The 22,045-nt window shown below is 39.4% G+C and carries 14 protein-coding genes; 10 read left to right on the forward strand and 4 right to left on the reverse strand.

Features of this window, described 5'->3' with window-relative positions; all coding sequences use genetic code 11:
- The first annotated feature begins 57 nt into the window (after window positions 1–57).
- Both PSF28_RS01230 and PSF28_RS01235 read left to right on the forward strand, forming a co-directional pair.
- Window positions 58–1,899, forward strand: coding sequence for a host specificity factor TipJ family phage tail protein (locus tag PSF28_RS01230; protein WP_272684520.1), 1,842 nt, complete (start codon window positions 58–60; stop codon window positions 1,897–1,899).
- Between the two features lie 61 nt (window positions 1,900–1,960).
- Window positions 1,961–4,324 (forward strand): hypothetical protein, encoded by a 2,364-nt coding sequence (locus PSF28_RS01235; RefSeq protein WP_272684521.1) that lies wholly within the window; start codon window positions 1,961–1,963, stop codon window positions 4,322–4,324.
- A 106-nt stretch (window positions 4,325–4,430) separates the two neighbouring features.
- Here the strand turns inward: PSF28_RS01235 and PSF28_RS01240 are convergent, their stop codons facing one another.
- The 4 genes from PSF28_RS01240 to ybfF all read right to left on the reverse strand — a co-directional run bounded on the left by PSF28_RS01240 (window position 4,431) and on the right by ybfF (window position 10,815).
- A complete protein-coding gene (locus tag PSF28_RS01240) occupies window positions 4,431–6,362 on the reverse strand; it encodes a type I secretion system permease/ATPase (protein WP_272684522.1) in 1,932 nt (643 codons plus the stop codon).
- 3 nt (window positions 6,363–6,365) lie between these two features.
- Window positions 6,366–7,694: an HlyD family type I secretion periplasmic adaptor subunit gene (locus PSF28_RS01245; RefSeq protein WP_210840210.1), complete on the reverse strand. Its 1,329-nt coding sequence runs from the start codon at window positions 7,692–7,694 to the stop codon at window positions 6,366–6,368.
- The gene (locus PSF28_RS01250; protein WP_210840211.1) at window positions 7,691–9,796 is read right to left on the reverse strand and encodes a peptidase domain-containing ABC transporter; all 2,106 of its coding nucleotides are present in this window, start codon (window positions 9,794–9,796) and stop codon (window positions 7,691–7,693) included. The genes PSF28_RS01245 and PSF28_RS01250 overlap by 4 nt, the downstream gene beginning before the upstream one ends.
- A 242-nt stretch (window positions 9,797–10,038) precedes the next feature.
- On the reverse strand, window positions 10,039–10,815 hold the full coding sequence (ybfF, locus tag PSF28_RS01255; protein WP_210840128.1) for an esterase: 777 nt from the start codon (window positions 10,813–10,815) through the stop codon (window positions 10,039–10,041).
- A 324-nt stretch (window positions 10,816–11,139) separates the two neighbouring features.
- Here ybfF and seqA point away from each other — a divergent pair, with 324 nt between their 5' ends.
- From seqA to PSF28_RS01295, 8 genes are all read left to right on the forward strand, one after another.
- Window positions 11,140–11,685 carry a replication initiation negative regulator SeqA gene (gene seqA / locus PSF28_RS01260; RefSeq protein WP_210840129.1) on the forward strand — a complete coding sequence of 182 codons (546 nt, stop codon included), beginning with the start codon at window positions 11,140–11,142 and terminating at the stop codon, window positions 11,683–11,685.
- Window positions 11,686–11,741: 56 nt separating this feature from the next.
- Window positions 11,742–13,376, forward strand: a complete 1,635-nt coding sequence (gene pgm, locus PSF28_RS01265) for a phosphoglucomutase (alpha-D-glucose-1,6-bisphosphate-dependent) (protein ID WP_272684523.1) — start codon at window positions 11,742–11,744, stop codon at window positions 13,374–13,376.
- 287 nt (window positions 13,377–13,663) lie between these two features.
- Entirely contained in the window at window positions 13,664–14,755 is a 1,092-nt protein-coding gene (gene serC, locus PSF28_RS01270) for a 3-phosphoserine/phosphohydroxythreonine transaminase (protein ID WP_210840131.1), read from the forward strand.
- 120 nt (window positions 14,756–14,875) lie between these two features.
- Window positions 14,876–16,153: a 3-phosphoshikimate 1-carboxyvinyltransferase gene (gene aroA, locus PSF28_RS01275; protein ID WP_210840132.1), complete on the forward strand. Its 1,278-nt coding sequence runs from the start codon at window positions 14,876–14,878 to the stop codon at window positions 16,151–16,153.
- A gap of 187 nt (window positions 16,154–16,340) precedes the next feature.
- Window positions 16,341–17,024 carry a (d)CMP kinase gene (gene cmk / locus PSF28_RS01280; protein WP_004909557.1) on the forward strand — a complete coding sequence of 228 codons (684 nt, stop codon included), beginning with the start codon at window positions 16,341–16,343 and terminating at the stop codon, window positions 17,022–17,024.
- Window positions 17,025–17,197: 173 nt separating this feature from the next.
- On the forward strand, window positions 17,198–18,871 hold the full coding sequence (rpsA, locus tag PSF28_RS01285; protein WP_004909559.1) for a 30S ribosomal protein S1: 1,674 nt from the start codon (window positions 17,198–17,200) through the stop codon (window positions 18,869–18,871).
- A gap of 56 nt (window positions 18,872–18,927) precedes the next feature.
- Window positions 18,928–19,215: an integration host factor subunit beta gene (ihfB, locus tag PSF28_RS01290; protein WP_004256221.1), complete on the forward strand. Its 288-nt coding sequence runs from the start codon at window positions 18,928–18,930 to the stop codon at window positions 19,213–19,215.
- A gap of 394 nt (window positions 19,216–19,609) precedes the next feature.
- The gene (locus tag PSF28_RS01295; RefSeq protein WP_272684524.1) at window positions 19,610–22,012 is read left to right on the forward strand and encodes a DNA internalization-related competence protein ComEC/Rec2; all 2,403 of its coding nucleotides are present in this window, start codon (window positions 19,610–19,612) and stop codon (window positions 22,010–22,012) included.
- Window positions 22,013–22,045: the final 33 nt, after the last annotated feature.

Consider the following 22,045-nt stretch of genomic DNA (forward strand, 5'->3'; position numbering starts at 1 on the left):
GAAGTTATCCCGCTGATTAACGAGGGATTTGAGTTTCCCGATATTGACGGGCAAGAATTGCCGGGTCCCAATGAAAGTAATGATATCCCGCAGCAAACAGCAACCGCTAACGAAGTGGTTTCAGGTGAGATAAAAGGCGGTGAGGCTGCGATTAAAATCGTTAAGCAAGATGAGTTTGAATACTTCTACGAACTGACAAAGCCACGCTCTATCTCAATGACTATGAATGTGAGCTACGACACGCCGCAGGGCTATGTAACTAAAGATGTAAAAATCGACGCTCAGTTAGTTGATGCTAAAGAGAGTGACGATGGCTCATTGATTAACCCAGTTGAGTATTACGAATTCTTCTTCACTAACCTAAGCGGAACAGATTTAGTACAACTTCCTCCGAATGCAGTAGTGAACACGACGAAATTCATTCTCTATGACAATCAGTTTTTAACAGTGGGTCCGTTCTTCTCTCCAGTAGATGGCGACCAGATGTGGATTCACCTGCAAGCGCAACTTGGCGGTGGCGATAACTGCAATGCAACCGTTGAAATCTGGAAAATAAACACGGATAACGAGGAAATAGCAAGCACTCGCCAAAGCTTCAATACTGCGCTAAGCGCTAACAATGGCGCACGAGTTTATTACAAAACCGACAAGGTGACGCTTAACTCAGGCCGTGGACGTTACGCTGTACAACTCACTCGGCGCAATAACAGCAGTGACCAGAGCATCATGAAAATCGAAAACGCTCACATTGTCCGAGTTCGTGAGAATGCCGTTTTTGAGAATGACACGATTGTTAATGTGTCAGTGAGAGCAACAGAAGCACCAACGGGGGCAAGAGAGAGGAAGTATAACTTGTTGGCCACACGCATGGTTATTTCGTATGACCGAGTATCAAAGCAAGTGGATTATACACTCAGACCATCACGGAGTTTTGCTGATGCCGTGCTGCATACTTGGTTAATTACTGCAGGCGAAAGCGAGAAGAATATCGACATTGACTGCCTGTATCGAATTTACGATAGCTTACCTGATGAGAGATTGGGATGTTTCGATTACACATTCGACGACGAAGATATTTCCCTTGGCCAACGCATCGAAACTATCTGTAACGCCGCAAGGGTAACTGCTTATTACGACAATGCGGTTCTTACATTCTCCCGCGAGCAGTCCAGCGAATTCCCAATGACCACATTCAACCGTTCCAACATCACAGGCAACGATATGAAGATATCGTATGACATGTCGATGCCTAGCGGATATGACGGGATTGAGTTGGAGTATGTCGAGCCGGTTCGCAACAAGAAAGACTATATCCGCTTTCGAGTTGATGAAAACGGTATCACGGAAGGGTTATCCCGCACACCAAATAAGATAGTTTTGCAAGGCTGTAGAAATCGCTATCAGGCACTAGATAGGGCGTTGTTAGAGGCCAATCGACTTATTCATCAGCGAACAAGTATCAGCCTGACAACGCTTGCGGATGGTGGAAATGTGTACCCTAGCGATATGGTGCTGATTGCTGATACCTACGATTCTAATCAGCAATCAGGATATATCACTGAACGAAAAGGAGAGATATTCACAACAAGCGAGAAAATCAAATTTGATGATGAAATGTGGGTGTATCTCACTGATTCGATGGGTTACACAACGCAGAAGTTTAAAGCAGAACCTAGGCAAGATACCGAATTCGGCTTTATCGCAAGTGTGCCAGAAGATATTGAACTCAATTTCTACGATGGATATCTAGTGCAATCACCCTCTCGATATGTGATAGCAACATCAGTTGAACTTGAAAACACCAAGTGGGTAATTACAGATAAACGACCACTTGGCGGCGAACGCTACACAATAACCGCAACAGAATATTTCGACGCAAAACCAGACTATAACGCATAACAGCAATCATTAACCAACAAGCCAGCCATTAGAGCCGGCTTTTTTATTGGGAAAAATAAGCATGAGAGAAGTCAAACCAACACAAAAGCCAGTTCCAAGTAGTGACATCAAAGACCTTTTCTTTAACTCCGGATTATTGGATATATGGGCAACGTCATTAGAGCGTAAGTACATTGACCGTTTTGGAAATTGCCATTTAACAGCGGCAGGGATGGAGTGGCTATTCAAAGAGTTAGTCGAGAAATTTAAAGTCGACATGAATACCGCGATTGTAGCAGCTGGTTACATTACCATCGATAGCTTCCAGAAAGGTGCTGATTTACCGAATAATGAATTAACTCAACATAATCATATACTGCGCGATGAAACTACAGGTGAATACTATCGATGGGATGGTGATTTACCGAAACAAGTTCCAGCAGGATCAACTCCACAATCAACTGGCGGAATTGGCAAAGGAGCTTGGGTTAGCGTTGGTGATGCTAGTTTGCGTTCTGATTTAAAAAACGGAGATGGCTCATTAATCGGTGTTGGAAGTGGAACTCTTAAAGATTTGATAGAATCTATGCAATACATAGACTTTAACTCATTTTCATTGGGTCGGAATGATAAATCACAAGCGTTTATTGAGTTTATAGAAAAGTGTAATTTGGAAAACAAAAAAGCCGTCGGTGACTTAACTGGGGTTGTGGTGTCTTCACCTTTAGCAATAAACAATGGTTTTTCGTTTGATGGTGTTGTTACCTTCATCGGAGATGGTCGATTAACGTGTATCAATGAACCCTATGCGATGCTGCCTGTTAATGCCCAAGAACTCACTCAAGGAGCAATATCTCCCTCCTCTCTTTCAGGGTTATCCGGCATGGTGTTTATTAATACAAAAACACGGTTAATGAAAAGAATGGGGCTCGATGAAATCGTCCATTATGGTGAGATAAACTATGTCGATAATGGTGTATTGAGGCACCCACTTAACGATGATTATAGTACGAAACAAGGGGTTGAAATTCGATTTCTCCCAAAACAGATCCGACCTAAAATACGGTGTAAAATTTCTGTGGCTGTAGAGAGTAACGCAGGTCATGTTTTGGTGTTTAATGGCAGCAATTTTGACGCACACGTTGAGTTAATTAAGGCAAAAAATACCGCGCAATATTCTAATTTTGTGCGATTTGAATATTGTCACTCCTTCTCTTATACCCTGACAGCGCATCAGTCAATGGGAACGCCAACACATACAGCCTATGATGCGTACATGCTGCTTGTTTATGGTGTTGATATTAATCAGCCCACCGCACCAACAGATAGCGGATGGAAGACCATCGACGGCACGCACTTTAGAAACGTCACGTTGAACGGGGGAAGTATCTATGCTTTTCACAGTCATTGGAATGGGTGTGATGTTGTAGTCAACGGAGGGAGAGCCACCAAAGCATTTTCATTCGCAAGTCATATACAAGCAGGGATGTATGATATTAATGCAGTGGTTACCAATGATAATACGTTCGTAGGGTGCCGAGCAGATTACGGCTTTTTAGCAGGAAGCTTAAACTTAAGCGGCAAGTTGCTTCACAACAAACAGAACTCTGGTGCAATCTACAGGCATGTTACTGACTTGCATGTAGACCCTGACAATGTGGGTGTTGTTTTTAAAATGCCAAAACATGTTCACATGAATATTGCATTGCTCGGTGGGAGAGCCGGCGAGGAAGTGTCACTAATAGAGACAAGGAATCCAGACCAAACATCAAGTTATATACCTTGGGGGAAATTATCAGGGAGTGTTGATTACTCTGGCTTTAATGGTAATCCAGTGCTAAGAGTAGCTATGACCACGGTTAGTAACCATGTATTTAAAGTGGACTTAAAACAGTGCTTAGATAATGGGTCGGCAATGCGATTGGAGATTGGAAAGCAAGACCAATCAATACTAATGAGTGATAATGTAAACGTAAATATCACGATAAGAGACTCAAAAGTATCTTGCTCATCGCAAACAGTAGGAAATAGGAAAATTTTGTTTGCACGTGGTGAGTTGAATGTTATCGGTGGTGAAATGGCCGGTTTATTCTCTTCAATAAATCAATATTCAGTCCCTGTTGGTGGAAAGATAAATTTAGAATCATGCATCTGGAAGTTCAATTCTGTATCTGAGTGGGCTGGAACAAATCTTCTAGCGAAATATACAACTCTTAGCAATGTAACTTTTGACGGATCAAACATCGAACAACTTTTTACGAAGGCAGGTTTTTGGGTTTCTGCGTCACATGGATGTAAAGCAATAAACTTAGATTTAGCTAATGACTTTGCTATGTATGCTCCACGATCTAATGCAATTAATGCTTCTACAAAGAAAATGGCACCGATAAATGGACGGGGTATGCTAGACAATTTTGATAGAGATTTCGTTGCGACGAAGCTGTGACGGACTGTGCCGAAATTGTGACACAAAAATGAGAGGAATCGATAAAAATAGAAAAAAATAAGCAAATCGCAAAAATGCTGGCTGGCTTGTAGTGCGGCTTTGCTAGCTAAAAATCGTTAATCAATATTTGCACATCCTGTGACTCGTAATCGAGTGCAGAAGTAGCTTCATCGAGAATCAAGATATCGGGTTCGGTGAGTAATGCACGCGCAAGTGCAATCCTTTGACGTTGACCACCTGAAAGATTCGAGCCTTTTTCTGATAAGGGATAATTAAAATTATCAGTCAATGTCATGATAAATTCATAAGCTCCCGCTAATTTTGCTGCGTGAATTACTTGCTCGTCAGTCGCTTGTGGATGACTCAAACGGATATTATCTGCGATTGAACCAACGAATAAGGTACTTTCTTGTAATACAACGCTCATTTTTCGGCGTAATGATACAGTGTCAGCGACAGCTAAATCCATGCCATCAACAATAACTTGTCCATGTTGTGGGATATAAAGCCGTTGTAATAATTTCGTTAAAGTACTTTTTCCAGAACCTGAGGGGCCGGTAATACCAATAAATTCACCTGCATTAACCATTAAGGATAAATTATTGAGAACTTCAGGCGTATCAGGTTGATAGCGAAAACGGATATTTTGAAACTCGATTTTGCCGTGAATATTTGACGTATTTGCAATCCCTTTACGTTCATTTTCTACCGGTTCATCAAGAATATCTCCCACCCGGCGTAATGAGATAATGGTATGTTGGAAATCTTGCCAAACTTGGGTAAACCGCAATACGGGCTGCGTAACATGTGCACTTAGCATATTAAATGCCACTAATTCGCCAGGAGAAATTCCACCATTTAATACCTCTTTGACACCAACCCACAAAAGGATCGCAGTCGTTATTTTGCTCACAAAAGTCATTAATTGAGAGGCTACTTCACTGCGCATTGAGACTTTGAAGCTTTGAGTTAGCTGTTTGCTAAATATTTTTTTCCAGCGTTGATTAAAATATTTTTCTGTTGCGGTTGTTTTGATGGTTTCAATCCCAGTGATACTTTCGGTGAGAAAAGTGAGACCATTTTCATCCGCTTGATAAGATTTTTCAGTTTGTTGGCGAATAATGGGGCCGAGTATCATCCATAAAACAAAAAATACCCCCATTGAGCCCAATAAAATCCAAGCCATCAAACTACTGTAGGAAAATAAAACTGCGACAAAAAGGATGACAAAGATAAAGTCAATAAATAGCATCAGTGTTGAGCCCGTTAAAAATTGCCTTATATGGGCTAATTCACGGATCCTAGCGATAATTTTCCCTGTTGGCCTTAACTTAAAATAATTTAACGGTAAGGCCATTAAGTGGCGATAAATTTTCCCTGACAACTCAGCACTGATCTGGCTACTACTATGACTAAAAATTTTATTACGAATAAAACCATATATCGGTTCTGCAACAGCAATGGCAAAAATCGCCAATGCAATGACATGTAAATTTGAGAGACTGCGACCAACTAACACTTTGTCGATTAAATTCTGAAATAATAGCGGGCTAATTAAGGCAAAAAGCTGAATAATGGCTGAGAGAATAAAAATATTTCGTAATTTAACATGTTGCCGCAAAATAGAGGGAATAAACCAGCTAAAGCCAAAGGCCTTTTTTTGCTCCGGTTCTAATTGCTCCTTAATGAGTAATACATCATATTCAGTTTCTTGATGTCCAATAGAATTATGAATAGGTTTTCGTTCCTCATTAGTCGGGTTAATGAGAATTAATTCATTTTCTTGGCTAATAACTTGCCAAAAACCATCTATATAGATTAAAGCGGGTAAAGGTAGCGTTTTCAATTGTGTATATTGCACAGCAATAAGTTTGGTTTCATACCCGAGTGTATGTGCACATTCTCTAATTTCCCACTCCGTGGGGGATAGAGTTTGCATACCAATTGCATGCCTAAGTTGATCAGATGAAACATTGTTTTGGTAATATTTAGCCACCCAAACTAAGGCATCCAAGCCATGATTATTTAACTGTTCCATCGATTATTTTTCTCTCATCGCGTTTGAGGTGTACTCGTTTATAGGACTAAGCAAGTAGTCAATAATACGGCGTTTATCCGTTTTTATTTCTGCCACAATGGATAAACCGGGAGTCAGTTCAATAGATTTGCCATCAACAGATAGTTCTTTTTGGTTAAGACCAATTTGCCCTAAGAACACTAATCCAAGCTTTTCATCGAGAGTACTGTCACGCGATATGGAAATCACTTCCCCTTCAATCGTGCCATAACGCGTGTAAGGGAATGCATCTATTTTCACCTCTGCTCTCAACCCTTCATGGATGAACCCAATGTCTTTGTTCAAGATTTTAATTTCAGCTAATTGAACATTATTGTTAGGAACAACAGCCATCAGTTGCTGTGCGGGTTGCAATACAGCTCCTAAAGTGTGTGTGGCAAGCTGTTGAATAGTGCCATCAACGGGAGCTCGTATAATTTCTAATTGATTTCTTTCTTTATTTTTTAATAGTTCTTGCTCAAGGGAAGCCCGCTTAAAGTCAGCTTGTTTGTATTTTTCATCCCACTCTTGGTTTTTTTGGGCTTTTATCCGGTCTATTTTTTCATTTAAGGCATGGTGCTGGCTTTTTAGAATTGAGAGCTCAGATAATTTGGTCACTTTTTCTTTTTTAGCGATTAATAGTTCTCGCTCTTGTTCTAAAAATTCCTTTTGGCTGATTAACTGTTTTTCAGTTAACGAATGGTGTGCATCGAGGCGTTTTTTGATATTGACAATAAGGGAGTTGATAGTGAGTAATTCATCTTTTCGGGCTTGTTGATTGGCGGTATTCAATTGAATTTCATTATTAAGTTCATTCATTAATGAATCAAATTCTAATTTTTGTGTTTGATAGCTAGCCTGCGTATTGTTTTGTTCTGTTTCAGTTAATTGATTAAATAAAGGTAACTGCTCAATAGGCTGTCGTGAAATCAATGCCTGATAAATTAATATTTCGGCTAAATGAAAGTTATGCTGGTAATTTAAACTTAGGATATCTTGGTCAACACCTAACACATTGACGGTAATTAAAGGGTCTCCTTGTTTTACTGTTTGCCCGTCAGTAACATGAATATGTTCTAAACGGCTTAATTCAAACGCTTGAATTAACTGTGTTCGCCCTGAAACAATAAGTTTACCCTGTGTGGTGGCTTGAATATCCAATTTACCAAAAAATGACCAAGTCACAGCAAGAAAAATACCCACACTAATAGAAATAGCAACGTATAGTGCCAAGTAAGATGGGGGAGTTTTTAATATCGCCAAGTGTGAAGGCAAAAAGCTGTTATAACGGTTTTTGTCTAATCGATGTTTCATTTTACGTCCATGTCTGATTTCAGAGACTGCTGTAGAGTCCACAAGTGTTTATAAAAATTACCTTGTTCAATAAGCTGTTGATGGCTACCTTGCTCAATGATTTCACCATGTTGCATCACAATGATCCGCTGGTGATGGCGAATGGTTGATAGGCGATGAGCTATTGTGATGACGGTTCTTCCTTTCGCAATGAATTGCATATTTTCTTGAATAACCGCTTGGGACTCGTCGTCTAAAGCGCTAGTCGCCTCATCAAAAATAATTACTTTAGGATTTGAAAGCAGCGTTCTAGCAATCGCAATGCGTTGGCGTTGACCACCCGAAAGAGATGATCCCCCCTCAGCAAGAACGGTGTCGTAACCTTTGGGTAATTTCAAAATAAATTCGTGTGCTCCCGCCATTTTGGCGGCATGAACCACTTCATCCATGGAGGCATTAGGTGAGGTTTGAGCAATATTATGGAAAACAGATTGGCTGAATAAGAAATTCTCTTGCAACACAATACCAATTTGCTGACGAAGAGAGTGTAAGTTAATCGCGGATACGGGAGTGCCATCCACAAATATGGTTCCACTTTCAGGGGTATAAAGCCGTAGTAATAATTTAGCAAGGGTGCTCTTACCTGACCCTGAAGTACCAACAATGCCAATGGTTTCCCCCGCTTTAATATTTAAATTAAAGTTTTTTAGAACAAACGGCATGTTCGGTTGGTAGCGGAACGAGATATTTTTTAGGTTTAAATGCCCTTGAAGAGGTAATTTATTTTCTTGCTGAGATTGTTCGATGGGTAAGTTGATAATCTGGGACAGTTTTTCGATAGCGACGCTCGTGCGAATATAGTCTCCCCAAAGCTTGGTCAGTTTGATGAGGGGCTGGTTAGCATGGTTAACCATCATATAAAAAGCAATAAGTTGGCCAATTGTCATCTGTAATGCTAAAACTTCAGAGGCACCAACCCACAATACAATCGCACTGGTGATTTTTTCGATAGCCATAACGAGATGCTCGGAGCGGGAGCTAATTTGTCCTGCTACAAAGTTAGTTTGGCTCATATCTGAGGTTTGACCATCCCAGCGACGCGTAAAATTCGGTTCGACGGATAAGCTTTTGGCGGTTTCTATCCCATTAATACTTTCGGTCAAAAAAGAGGTATTAATGGCGATATTAGTAAACTGTTGCTGTGCGGCAGATTCGATTTTAGGCGTTAGCCACCAAGCCAATAAAAGATAAAAAGGTATAGAGCACAAAAATATTATTGTGAGTGTCGTGGAGATCAAATTCATCACGAAAATGAATACAAATAAAAACAACACATCAACACATAGAGTGAAAAAACTACTGGTTAAAAATTCGCGAATAGTTTCGAGCTCTTTTACGCGAGTGACAATCGCACCTATTTGCCTACTTTTAAAAAAGGGAATAGGCAATCTCAATAAATGATTAACTAGTTTCAAGCCGAGTGTCATATCAATACGGTTAACTGTATGATGATAAATGTATTCACGTAACCCTTTTAACGTTACTTCTATTAGTGCAGCAACCATTAACCCAAAAATTAAAACGTCCAATGTGACTAAACTATTATGAACGAGCACCTTATCCATAATCACTTGCATAACAATAGGGGAGACTAATGCGAGGATTTGCAATATGAATGAAAAAAATAAAACCCATAAAATAATGGATTTGTATTTTAGAAACTCAGCTTGGAACCAAGTGATGTCAAATTGCCCTTGTTTAAGGTTTACTTGTAACCAATGGCCACTCCATTGTTGGTTTAGCTCGTCAATGCTCCATATCTCTGGCGGTCTATTTCCAAATTGCTGAATGAGAACCTGTTCTTGATTGCGGTTAGCTAATAGAAAAGCTTCGCCTTTGGTATTATATAAAATTGCTGGGCAGACGATTTTAGCTATATTTTTATCTTTCTGATATTTATTCCTACAGCGAATGGCGTGTTTCGATTTAATAATGTTAATTTTTTCATTATAACCAATAGATTGATTGAGTGTTTGTTCTAGTTCTTTAGGATTTACTTGCCCTGATAACTTAGCAATGACACTAATGAAATATAATGTTGATTTTGATTTTAGACTATCCATTTTCTATATTAATAAATTCCTTAAGTTATTTGAATTTTTAAATCCAAATTTGCATTAATAAAATATGCACTAGATAGTAATAAGGTGGAGTAGAATTTGGATAATACAGGGTTTGTAATTCGCTGTGTATTGAAGTTAGTCTTATTATGTAATTAATAAAGTAATTATATTTAACTACAAATATATTTAAAGATATTGAAAAGATATATGTCTTTTCAATACCTATATTTAAATATGATTAATTATTCAGAAATAGATAAAAAGCGATGGATAGCTCTTAATACATGGTCTGGTTTTTCTGCATGAACCCAGTGGCCCGTTTCAGCGACAACCCATGCTTTGGCTTGCGGAAATTGTTGTGCGATTTGCTCTTTATATTCCACTTGCACATAAGGGGAGTTTCCTCCGGGGATTAACAATACGGGTTTATCCCAGGCGGGTACGGTTTCCCAACCAATAATATGTTCATAATTCGCTTTAAGGGCAGGTAAATTAAATTTCCATTCACCTTGTTTAAAAGATTTAAGCAGAAATTGGATAACGCCTTCTTCGTTAATGTAATCACGCATAATCACAGTAGCTTCTTGGCGAGTTTTCGCATTTTTTTCTGTGACGGCATCAAGAGCCGCAAATATTTTATCATGACGACGAACTTGATAAGCGACAGGCGCCATATCAATAGCAACGATGTTATCAATAAAATTAGGGGCGATTGCAGTTGCAGCCATGGCAATTTTGCCACCCATTGAGTGACCAATTAAAATAGCATTTTCATACCCTAAAGATTTTATTAATGTAATAACATCTTGGGCCATTTGTTGGTAACTCATTTGCTCATCACGGAAAGAATCACCGTGATTACGAACATCAATTTGAATCGTATCGAAATATTGTTGTAAATTACGACCTAAAACACCTAAGTTATTGAGGTCACCAAATAACCCATGTATGAGTACTATAGGGCTATTTGAGATTGGATTTTCAGGCTTATGGATAGTATGGTTAAGTAACACAGTCATATTTATTTGATCAATTCGTCAGTGGTACATGTGGTCTTATCATGTCACGGCTCTGAGTAAAATCCAAATGGTCAAATAAACTACGATCTTGGCTGAGGTAAGTTAATGGTCGATAACCAAGAGGTTTATAGCCACTAAATTTCAGAAAGTTGAATTTGCTCTCGGAAGTAAAATACTGAAAGTAATGGCATGATAACCCACTGAATTATCTTTGAACTTAGAATAATGTTTACTTTAAGTTATTGAAATTTTAATTGTTTTGTTTTTTTTAAATCTGTCTTATAATCACACCGCAAATTTTAGTTAAATAAGTACTGGGAAAAAATGAAAACGATAGAAGTTGATGAAGAGCTTTACCGCTATATTGCGAGCCATACACAGCATATCGGTGAAAGTGCATCGGATATTTTGCGCCGTATGTTAAATTTCAAATCCGGGCAGCCAGTACAAGCAAAAGAAATTATTCAGGAACATGCCGCCATTAAGGCTGAACCTGCGATGAGTACACCCGCTGTTGCATTAAATCCTGTTAGAGTCATTAGAGAGCTTCTGTTATCTGACGCTTATGCAGAAAAAAGTAAAGCGATTGACCGCTTTATGTTGATTTTATCTACCTTATATAGTTTAGATGCAAATCGTTTTGCGAGTGCAACAGAGTTAATGCATGGCCGAACTCGTATTTATTTTGCGGGTGATGAGCAAACATTACTTGCAGCTGGCAAGCAATCTAAGCCGCGTCATATACCAGGAACACCCTATTGGGTGATCACAAATACGAATACTAATCGTAAGCGTAGTATGGTTGATGCAATCATGCAGGAAATGCAATTTCCAGCCAATGTGATTGAAAAAGTTTGTAATACTATTTAAAAACTGACAGGCCACTGGTGTTGATAACAAAGCATCAGTGCTTTGGGAGAAAACAAGTGACAATACATGAACGTGCAGGGCAGCTTCCGTTTCAAAGTGACTTGATCAATGTCGCTCAATTAACCGCTCAATATTATACGCAGCAACCACAACCTGGAAATGCATCTCAAGCTGTTAAGTTTGGAACATCAGGGCATCGCGGTAGCTCATTGCGTAAAAATTTTAATGAAAACCATATACTAGCCATTGCACAAGCAATTGCTGATTTACGCAAAAAGCAAGGCGTAACAGGCCCTTGTTTTGTGGGAAAAGACACCCATGCGCTATCAGAAGCGGCATTTATGACTGTGGTTGAAGTGTTAGCGGCAAATCAGGTTCATGTTATTGTTCAGGAGAATAATGGGTTTACTCCAACTCCCGCTATCTCTCACGCTATCTTAAGTTATAACCAATCACACCAAGATGTTGCGGATGGCATTGTGATTACACCATCACATAACCCACCTGAAGATGGCGGTATTAAATACAATCCAGCAAATGGCGGGCCGGCTGATACCGATTTAACCTCTGTGATTGAGAAAAATGCCAATCAATTGCTAGCGAATAACCTTGAAGGTGTAAAACGAGTAAGTTTTGATACAGCGATGGCGAGTGAATATGTCATCCAGCAAGATTTGGTTATGCCTTATGTCTCTGCATTAGGTGAAGTTGTTGATATGCAAGCAATTGCCAAGTCAGGTTTAAAATTTGGTGTTGACCCTCTAGGCGGCTCCGGTATTGAATATTGGAAAAAAATTGCAGAATATTATCAACTCGATATTGAAATCGTAAACGACCAACTCGACCAAACTTTCCGCTTTATGCCACTTGACCATGATGGTGTTATTCGCATGGATTGCTCATCCAGTTGGGCGATGGCGGGTTTGCTTGGGATGAAAGAAAAATTTGATCTTGCGTTTGCCAATGACCCAGATTACGACCGTCATGGCATCGTCACGCCAGATGGTTTAATGAATCCAAATCACTATCTTGCTGTTGCTATTGATTATTTATTTCAACATCGTTCTCAATGGGGTAAAGATGTTGCCGTCGGCAAAACATTGGTCTCGAGCGCCATGATTGACCGTGTGGTTAATGACATCGGTCGTGAACTAGTCGAAGTACCTGTAGGGTTCAAATGGTTTGTTGATGGCTTATTTAGCGGTAAATTAGGTTTTGGTGGCGAAGAAAGCGCTGGAGCATCGTTCTTAAAATTTGATGGCACACCGTGGTCAACGGATAAAGACGGTATCATTCTTTGCTTACTCGCAGCTGAAATTACGGCTGTTACAGGTGAAAATCCTCAACAACGTTATAATAATCTCGCTAAGAAATTCGGCGCGCCGATTTATAACCGTATCCAAGCGAAAGCCACTCACGAAGAAAAAGCAAAGCTAAGTAAATTATCACCTGAAATGGTTGCAGCAGATACATTGGCGGGAGATAAAATTACACAGCGTTTAACCGCTGCGCCAGGTAACAATGCACCAATCGGTGGTTTAAAGATCATGACGGATTATGGCTGGTTTGCAGCAAGGCCATCAGGCACGGAAGAAGCCTATAAAATTTATTGTGAAAGTTTCCGTGGTGAAGAGCATTTACGTCAAATAGAAAAAGAAGCGATTGAAATCGTAAGCAAAGTTATTCGCTAATTTTTAATCCTCAATAAAAGACATTTCAATGAATATCCCGAAATACAGCGCAATGACGTAATTCGGGATATTATCGCTTATTTATTGTTAATTTCTCCATAAAATGATGCTTGTCGAGAGTGTGACAAGATTAACAAAATTCTTTTCCTCATTATCAAAAAATAACCCCCCTTTCTTTTTTAGGCTTGTTGACAATAACCGTTGCAGCTAAAGGCTTGGAGTGGTACAACTTTAATTATCTGAGTGAATTTTATTAACCATAATTGAAGATGGATAGGGTGAGGTCAATGAGTCAGGTTTATAATTTCAGTGCAGGTCCAGCTATGCTACCTGTTGAAGTCATGCGTCGTGCTGAGCAAGAATTTTGTAATTGGAAGGGGTTAGGCGTTTCTGTGATGGAAGTGAGTCACCGCGGAAAAGACTTTGTCGAAGTGGCAACAGAAGCAGAGCAAAATCTACGTGATTTATTAAATATCCCTGATAACTATAAAGTTTTATTTTGTCACGGCGGGGCACGGGCCCATTTTGCAACGTTACCAATGAATTTATTAGGTGATAAAACGACAGCAGACTATATTGTAAGCGGTTATTGGTCCGAGTCTGCAGCAAAAGAAGCTGAAAAATACTGCACGCCTAATGTGATTCAAATTACTGAAGAAAAAGACGGTGTCGTGAGTTTAAAATCCATGAAAGAATGGCCGTTAAGTGACGATGCTGCTTATGTCCATTATTGCCCAAATGAAACCATTGGCGGCTTAGCTATTCATGAGGAACCTGACTTCCCTGAAGATAAAATTATTGTTGCTGACTATTCCTCTTCTATCTTATCTAAACCGATTGATGTAAGCCGTTATGGTGTAATTTATGCAGGGGCTCAAAAAAATATTGGGCCAGCAGGACTAACTATCGTTATTATCCGAGAAGACCTACTCGGTAAAGCTTCACCTCAGACTCCATCTGTATTTGATTACACGGTATTAGCAAAACATGATTCAATGTTTAATACTCCACCGACTTTCGCTTGGTATCTCGCAGGTATGGTCTTCAAATGGTTAAAAGAGCAAGGCGGTTTGCAAGAAATGGCTAAGCGTAATTATGAAAAATCACAATTACTCTACAATGCAATTGATGATAGCCAGTTCTATATTAACCGTGTTGCAGTTGAAAACCGTTCTTGGATGAATGTACCGTTCCAAATGCAAAACCCAACCCTTGATGCGAAATTTATTGAAGAAGCCAAAGAACAAGGCCTACTTTCGCTGAAAGGCCACAAAGTGGCTGGTGGTATGCGCGCATCAATCTATAATGCGATGCCATTAGCGGGAGTTCAGGCTTTGGTTGATTTTATGGCTGATTTCGAACGTCATAACGCTCAATAACGAGATTTGCCGACTGAAATAGGATGTTCAGTCGGTTATTTGTGCTCTTTGCATTTGACTTAAAAGAAAATAGAGCCAAATTTTATTTACTTGCAAACTTCACTGGAGAAACTGCTTTTTATGCAATCCCTGACATTACAACCTATTCCTTCAATTAACGGCACAATTAATTTGCCAGGGTCAAAAAGTGTCTCAAACCGCGCACTGTTATTAGCCGCGATGGCTAAAGGAACGACCACACTCACTAATTTATTGGACAGTGATGATATTCGCCATATGCTGAATGCATTAACCCAGTTAGGTGTTAGCTTCCAACTGTCTGAAGATAAAACACGTTGTCGTGTGGAAGGTTTAGGCGGAAATTTATCTCATCCAGATGAGCTAGAAATATTTTTAGGCAATGCGGGAACGGCAATGCGCCCACTGACTGCTGCACTATCACTAAGTCACAATAATATTATTTTAACGGGTGAGCCTCGCATGAAAGAGCGCCCAATTGGGCACTTGGTCAATGCATTAAAGGAAGGTGGTGCTGAGATTGAATATTTGGAACAAGAAAACTACCCGCCACTACGTTTAAAAGGTGGTTTTATCGGTGGCCAGATTTCAGTCGATGGGTCTGTTTCCAGCCAGTTTTTAACCGCATTGTTAATGGCGGCTCCGCGTGCAGAGCAAGATACAACAATTACAATTATTGGCGAGTTAGTCTCCAAGCCTTACATTGATATCACGTTAGCACTGATGAAAACGTTCGGTGTTAGTGTCGAAAATCATCAATATGAACATTTCGTCATCAAAGGGCAGCAACAATACCAATCACCGGGTGAATATTTGGTTGAGGGTGATGCTTCATCCGCATCTTATTTCCTTGCTGCGGCTGCCATTAAGGGGGGCGTGGTACGAGTCACAGGAATTGGGCGCAATAGTTTGCAAGGAGACACGAAATTCGCCAATGTATTAGAAAAAATGGGGGCGACTGTTCGTTGGGGTGATGACTACGTTGAATGTGAACGCGGAACATTGACGGGCATTGACATGGATATGAATGCGATTCCTGATGCGGCAATGACCATTGGTACCGTCGCTTTATTTGCTGAAGGCGAAACAGTGATACGTAATATCTATAACTGGCGAGTGAAAGAGACCGACAGGTTATATGCGATGGCGACAGAGCTAAGAAAGGTTGGCGCTGAAGTGGAAGAAGGGCATGATTATATTCGTGTGGTCCCACCGAAAAAATTACAACATGCTGAAATTGAAACCTATAACGATCATCGTATTGCAATGTGTTTTTCATTAGTTGCGTTATCAGATACGCCAGTAACAATTTTGGATCCCGGCTGCACTGCAAAAACGTTTCCTGATTACTTCGAACAGTTGGCACGTTTAAGTCATTAATCTATTGATTGGGTTGATATTATTTTGTTTTGTATCAACCTAATTTTTATGGTTCAAATATCAATTTTTTCTTATTTTTTAGTAATCATCAGAACCTGCTTATTTCACAAATCTACTGAATTGGTATAATACCTTCACAGATTTTAATTGCGGGTAGCTCGGCTATTTGCAGAAAAGGAGATTTTTTATGGTGGCGATAGCCCCTGTAATCACCGTTGATGGACCAAGCGGAGCAGGTAAAGGTACACTTTGCCAAGCATTAGCAAACGAATTTGGGTGGCAACTTTTAGACTCAGGCGCAATTTATCGTGTATTAGCGTTAGCTGCGTTACATCACCATGTTGACATCCAATCCGAAGATGCGTTAGTTCCTTTGGCTGCAAATTTAGATGTGAAATTTGTTCCTGAAGACAATGTACTGAAAGTCATTCTGGAAGGGGAAGATGTTTCAAATCAAATTAGAACCGAAACAGTAGGAAACACGGCATCCCAAACAGCAACTTTTCCTCGCGTGCGTGAAGCGTTACTTCGACGCCAACGTGCATTTAGAACTCTACCTGGGCTTATTGCTGATGGCCGTGATATGGGAACGGTGGTTTTCCCCGATGCACCAGTAAAAATTTTTCTTGATGCCTCAGCTGAAGAAAGGGCTCATCGGCGGATGAAGCAGTTGCAAGAGAAAGGTTTTGATGTTAATTTTGAACGTCTTTTGAGCGAAATTGAAGAACGTGACTTTCGTGATCGTAACCGTTCTGTTGCCCCCCTTATTGCCGCGAAAGACGCATTAGTGCTGGATTCCACAAGTATGTCTATTGGGGAAGTTATTGAAAAAGCACACACCTATGCAAAAAAAATTCTACAATTATCGTGATAATAGGCTTTATTTTAGCTTATAATTAGATAATATACGCAGTTACCGCTATGTGATTATATTATTAGCATAGCATCAACCTTGCGACATGGAATGTTGTGGGGTATGTGAAACAACCCCATTTGGCGGGAAGCTAAGTGGACGTTAATTTAAAACTCTTGAAGATCATTAATATGACTGAATCTTTTGCTCAACTCTTTGAAGAATCCCTGCAGAATATTGAAACTCGTCCTGGTTCTATCGTCCGTGGTACTGTTGTTGCCATCGATAAAGACGTAGTCCTTGTTGACGCAGGTCTTAAATCAGAATCTGCTATCCCCGTAGAACAGTTCAAAAATGCTCAGGGTGAGCTAGAAATCCAAGTTGGCGATGAAATCGATGTAGCTCTGGATGCAGTAGAAGATGGTTTCGGTGAAACTATCCTGTCTCGTGAGAAAGCTAAACGTCATGAAGCATGGCTGATGCTGGAAAAAGCTTACGAAGAAGCTGAAACTGTAACTGGTGTTATCAACGGTAAAGTTAAAGGTGGTTTCACTGTTGAACTGAACGGTATTCGTGCGTTCTTACCAGGTTCACTGGTTGATGTACGTCCAGTTCGTGATACTACTCACTTGGAAGGCAAAGAGCTTGAGTTCAAAGTAATCAAGCTGGATCAGAAACGCAACAACGTTGTTGTTTCTCGTCGTGCTGTAATTGAATCTGAAAGCAGCGCTGAGCGCGATCAACTGCTGGAAAATCTGCAAGAAGGCATGGAAGTTAAAGGTATCGTTAAGAACCTTACTGACTACGGTGCATTCGTTGATCTGGGCGGTGTTGACGGCCTGCTGCATATCACTGACATGGCTTGGAAACGTGTTAAACACCCAAGCGAAATCGTCAACGTTGGTGATGAAATCAATGTTAAAGTTCTGAAATTCGACCGTGAGCGCACTCGTGTTTCTCTGGGTCTGAAACAACTGGGCGAAGATCCTTGGGTCGCAATCGCTAAACGTTACCCAGAAGGTACTAAACTGACTGGTCGCGTTACTAACCTGACTGACTATGGCTGCTTCGTAGAAATCGAAGAAGGCGTTGAAGGTCTGGTTCACGTTTCAGAAATGGATTGGACTAACAAAAACATTCACCCATCTAAAGTTGTTAACGTTGGTGATGTTGTTGAAGTTATGGTTCTGGATATCGATGAAGAACGTCGTCGTATCTCACTGGGCCTGAAACAGTGCAAATCTAACCCATGGCAGCAATTTGCTGAAACTCACAACAAAGGCGACCGCGTTGAAGGTAAAATCAAGTCTATCACTGACTTCGGTATCTTCATCGGTCTGGACGGCGGCATCGATGGCCTGGTTCACCTGTCTGACATCTCCTGGAACGTTGCAGGCGAAGAAGCAGTTCGTGAATACAAAAAAGGCGATGAAATCGCAGCTGTTGTTCTGCAAGTCGACGCAGAGCGTGAGCGTATTTCTTTAGGTGTTAAACAGTTAGCTGAAGATCCTTTCAATAACTACTTAGCAGCAACTAAGAAAGGCGCAATCGTGACTGGTAAAGTAATCGCAGTTGATGCTAAAGGTGCAACTGTTGAGCTGACACTGGGCGTTGAAGGTTACCTGCGTGCATCAGAAGCTTCACGTGACCGTGTTGAAGATGCAACACTGGTTCTGAACGTTGGTGATGATGTTGAAGCTAAATACACTGGTGTTGATCGTAAAAACCGTGTAATCAACCTGTCTGTTCGCGCTAAAGACGAAGCTGATGAGAAAGACGCTGTCGCAGCTGTGAACAAACAAGAAGATACAGCATTCGGCAACAATGCTATGGCTGAAGCTTTCAAAGCAGCTAAAGGCGAATAATTAAGTGGGGGCAACAGTAGTGTTGTCCCTTTGTAACGGTAGTTTAGGGAGGTACTATGACCAAGTCTGAATTAATTGAAAGACTGGCTAGCCAGCAGTCTCATCTTTCAGCAAAAACCGTTGAGGAAGCTGTAAAGGAAATTCTTGAGCATATGGCGGATACGTTAGCTAACGGTGAACGTATTGAAGTCCGTGGTTTCGGCAGTTTTTCTCTTCACTACCGTGCTCCACGCGTTGGCCGTAACCCGAAAACTGGTGATAAAGTGGAACTAGAAGGTAAATATGTTCCTCATTTTAAACCAGGTAAAGAATTACGTGATCGTGTAAATATTTACGGCCAATAATTAGGCTGTAGATCTTAATTATTACATCAAAACAGTGCTTGTATTCTATACGGCACTGTTTTTTTATATCTAACCAACACCAACACCAACACCAACACCAACACCAACACCAACACCAACACCAACACCAACACCAACACCAACACCAACACCAACACCAACACCAACACCAACACCTCTCTATTCTCTATATTTATAAAAAATATTAAAACCAATTCAAAACCATATTGAGTAGTATATCGATATTTTGCGAAGCTCCTCGCAAACGAATATGTACATTTTTGTAAGTGAAAAATATACTGGAAAGCGCTACGTAAAATAAAAGAAAGAAACTTAAAAAACTAATAGAAATAAATAAACTAAAGCGAATAAATGCTATGTAGGGATACAAAAATTGATAGAAAATATCATCTACATAATAAGATGGCTAAAAAATCCACTGAAAAAATATAATTCAATCTTTAGTGAAAGTTTACCTGTTTCGATAACAATGACTTCTATTGCATTGATTTTTGGTACGTTACCACTTTTATTTATACCTAAAATTATAATGTTGAGTGAATTGTTATTTGTTTTTTTATTTCTTATGTTATTAATAATATTTTTTCTATTTGGTAAGTTAGGCAAATTTTTAGCACTAATTATTATATTTTTTCTATGGGGTAATTGGCATGGGGTTAATATTATTAATCATATTAATTACCTATCTAACAAAAATAATGATATTGATGTGGTTATTATTGGTATTCCTTTGAATAACAAAGAGCAAAAAATCAAAGTACGTATTGAAAAAATTAATAACCATATTGTTTTTCCGCCTCTATATGCAACATGGAAAACAAAAGAATCTGTTTGTGCAGGGCAATCTTGGCGAATCAATGGCAAAGTAAGGCCATTGCACAGCTCACTAAATGAAGGTGGAATTAATCTGCAACGCTATTATTTGGCGAATAGAATTATAGGGGTTTTGAAAAGCCAAAAAGTAAAACCACTACAAATGGGGTGTTCTGTAAGGCAAAAAATCATTTATAATTATATGAAGCTAATTAATCCATTGTCTAATAAAGGGGTTATTTATGGACTCATGTTTGGTGATAGAAGTTTATTACCCGCAGATCAAACTTATTTACTACAAAAAACGAACTTAACACATTTAATGGCCATATCAGGTTTGCATATTGGCTTAGCTTACTTGTTTGGCATTTTTATTGCTCGGGGAATTCAATACCTTTTACCAATAAAATATATCAATGAAATACTGCCAACAGTAATAGGTTTGGGATTAGCTATTTTTTATGCGTGGATCTCGGGGTTTGCTATCCCTGCGACTCGAGCATTATTTGCCTTACTATTATGGATATATATTAGAAATAAACCAGCAAGGTATTTTGTTCGGCAATGGGCTCTTTGGAGTATAGCTGGAATATTATTATTTGATCCATTGGCGATTTTGTCAGATAGTTTTTGGTTGTCTAGTTTCGCTGTTCTAGCCATTCTTTATTGGTTATCAATATTTCCATTACCATATTATTTAGCTAAAGGTGTACAGGGAAAAATTATAGGATTAATACACTTACAAATTGGCTTACTAGTATTACTGATTCCAATGCAACTTATCATATTTAATGGTATTAACGTAATGGGCTTAGTGGCTAACCTTTGGTTTGTCCCACTCGTTTCTTGGTGTGTTGTTCCTGCTATTTTAGTCGTTTTTTTAGTGCCAATAGAAGTAGTTCAGCAGTCTCTTTTATATGTGATAGATAGCGTTATAGGCTTAGGGTTAAAGCCATTACCTTATTTAAGTACTTTTTGGTCAGAATTCATCAATGTCCCTTATTATTTATTCTTAATATGTTGGCTAAGTATCATTGTTGTCTTATTTAAGTGGTACAAGCGTTATTTCGGGCTTGTTAGTTGTGTGGTTATTTTGATTTTCTTAGAAAGGGGAAGTGGTAAACAATTCAAAGAAGGCTGGAGAATGACGGTATTAGATATCGGACACGGTTTGGCTGTTGTGATAGAACAAAATAATTTGGCGTTACTCTATGATACAGGTAATGCATGGAAAGGGGATAGCAATGCCCAGCGTCAAATTATTCCTTTCCTTAAATATCATGATATAACCCCAATTGGAGTAATTCTAAGCCATAATCATTTCGATCACACTGGAGGGGCTAATTATTTAATCCAGCAATATCCATGGCTAAGCGTAAGAAGTAGTTTTGGGCCACAAAAAACTTCGGCATACAGGAAAAAAAATAATAAACTTAATAAGATAAAAAATATGGCACACCTTCCATGTTTTAAAGGCCAAAAATGGCGGTGGGGGATATTAACTTTTGAAGTATTATGGCCTGAAAAGTTAGCATCGATATCGCATAATAATGATTCTTGTGTCATTCAATTAACGGATGGCCACCATAAAATTTTATTAACAGGGGATATCGAAAAACAAGGGGAAAAATCACTTGTTGCAATGTACAAGAACCAATTACGTTCGACTCTTCTTTTCGCTCCACATCATGGAAGCAGCACTTCATCAACAGATTTATTGTTAAGAAATGTTCAACCTTCAATGGTGGCAGTATCATCAGCAAGGTACAGTGCATGGAAAATTCCATCGCCAAAAGTCTATTTTAGATATAAAAATAGTAATATTAAATGGTTAAATACAGCAGAAGATGGACAGTTAACTTTATGGTTTACAAAGGAAAAAATTCAGGTTTCACGTTATCGCTATGAAATTCAGCCCCGCTGGTATCATCTGTGGTTTGGCTTACCGCTATTTCCCGAGTAGAATAGTGCGCTTACATTAAGTCTGGTAATTAAA

The organism is Providencia sp. PROV130 (assembly GCF_028482225.1).
GTDB classification, from domain to species: Bacteria; Pseudomonadota; Gammaproteobacteria; order Enterobacterales; family Enterobacteriaceae; genus Providencia; species Providencia rettgeri.

Excerpts from the sequence above, each read along its gene's own strand:
- serC (WP_210840131.1), top strand. The coding sequence starts at position 13,664 with ATGAGTCAGGTTTATAATTTCAGTGCAGGTCCAGCTATGCTACCTGTT.
- PSF28_RS01250 (WP_210840211.1), bottom strand. The coding sequence starts at position 9,796 with ATGGATAGTCTAAAATCAAAATCAACATTATATTTCATTAGTGTCATT.
- PSF28_RS01235 (WP_272684521.1), top strand. The coding sequence starts at position 1,961 with ATGAGAGAAGTCAAACCAACACAAAAGCCAGTTCCAAGTAGTGACATC.
- PSF28_RS01240 (WP_272684522.1), bottom strand. The coding sequence starts at position 6,362 with ATGGAACAGTTAAATAATCATGGCTTGGATGCCTTAGTTTGGGTGGCT.
- ybfF (WP_210840128.1), bottom strand. The coding sequence starts at position 10,815 with ATGACTGTGTTACTTAACCATACTATCCATAAGCCTGAAAATCCAATC.
- aroA (WP_210840132.1), top strand. The coding sequence starts at position 14,876 with ATGCAATCCCTGACATTACAACCTATTCCTTCAATTAACGGCACAATT.
- rpsA (WP_004909559.1), top strand. The coding sequence starts at position 17,198 with ATGACTGAATCTTTTGCTCAACTCTTTGAAGAATCCCTGCAGAATATT.
- cmk (WP_004909557.1), top strand. The coding sequence starts at position 16,341 with ATGGTGGCGATAGCCCCTGTAATCACCGTTGATGGACCAAGCGGAGCA.
- PSF28_RS01245 (WP_210840210.1), bottom strand. The coding sequence starts at position 7,694 with ATGAAACATCGATTAGACAAAAACCGTTATAACAGCTTTTTGCCTTCA.
- seqA (WP_210840129.1), top strand. The coding sequence starts at position 11,140 with ATGAAAACGATAGAAGTTGATGAAGAGCTTTACCGCTATATTGCGAGC.
- ihfB (WP_004256221.1), top strand. The coding sequence starts at position 18,928 with ATGACCAAGTCTGAATTAATTGAAAGACTGGCTAGCCAGCAGTCTCAT.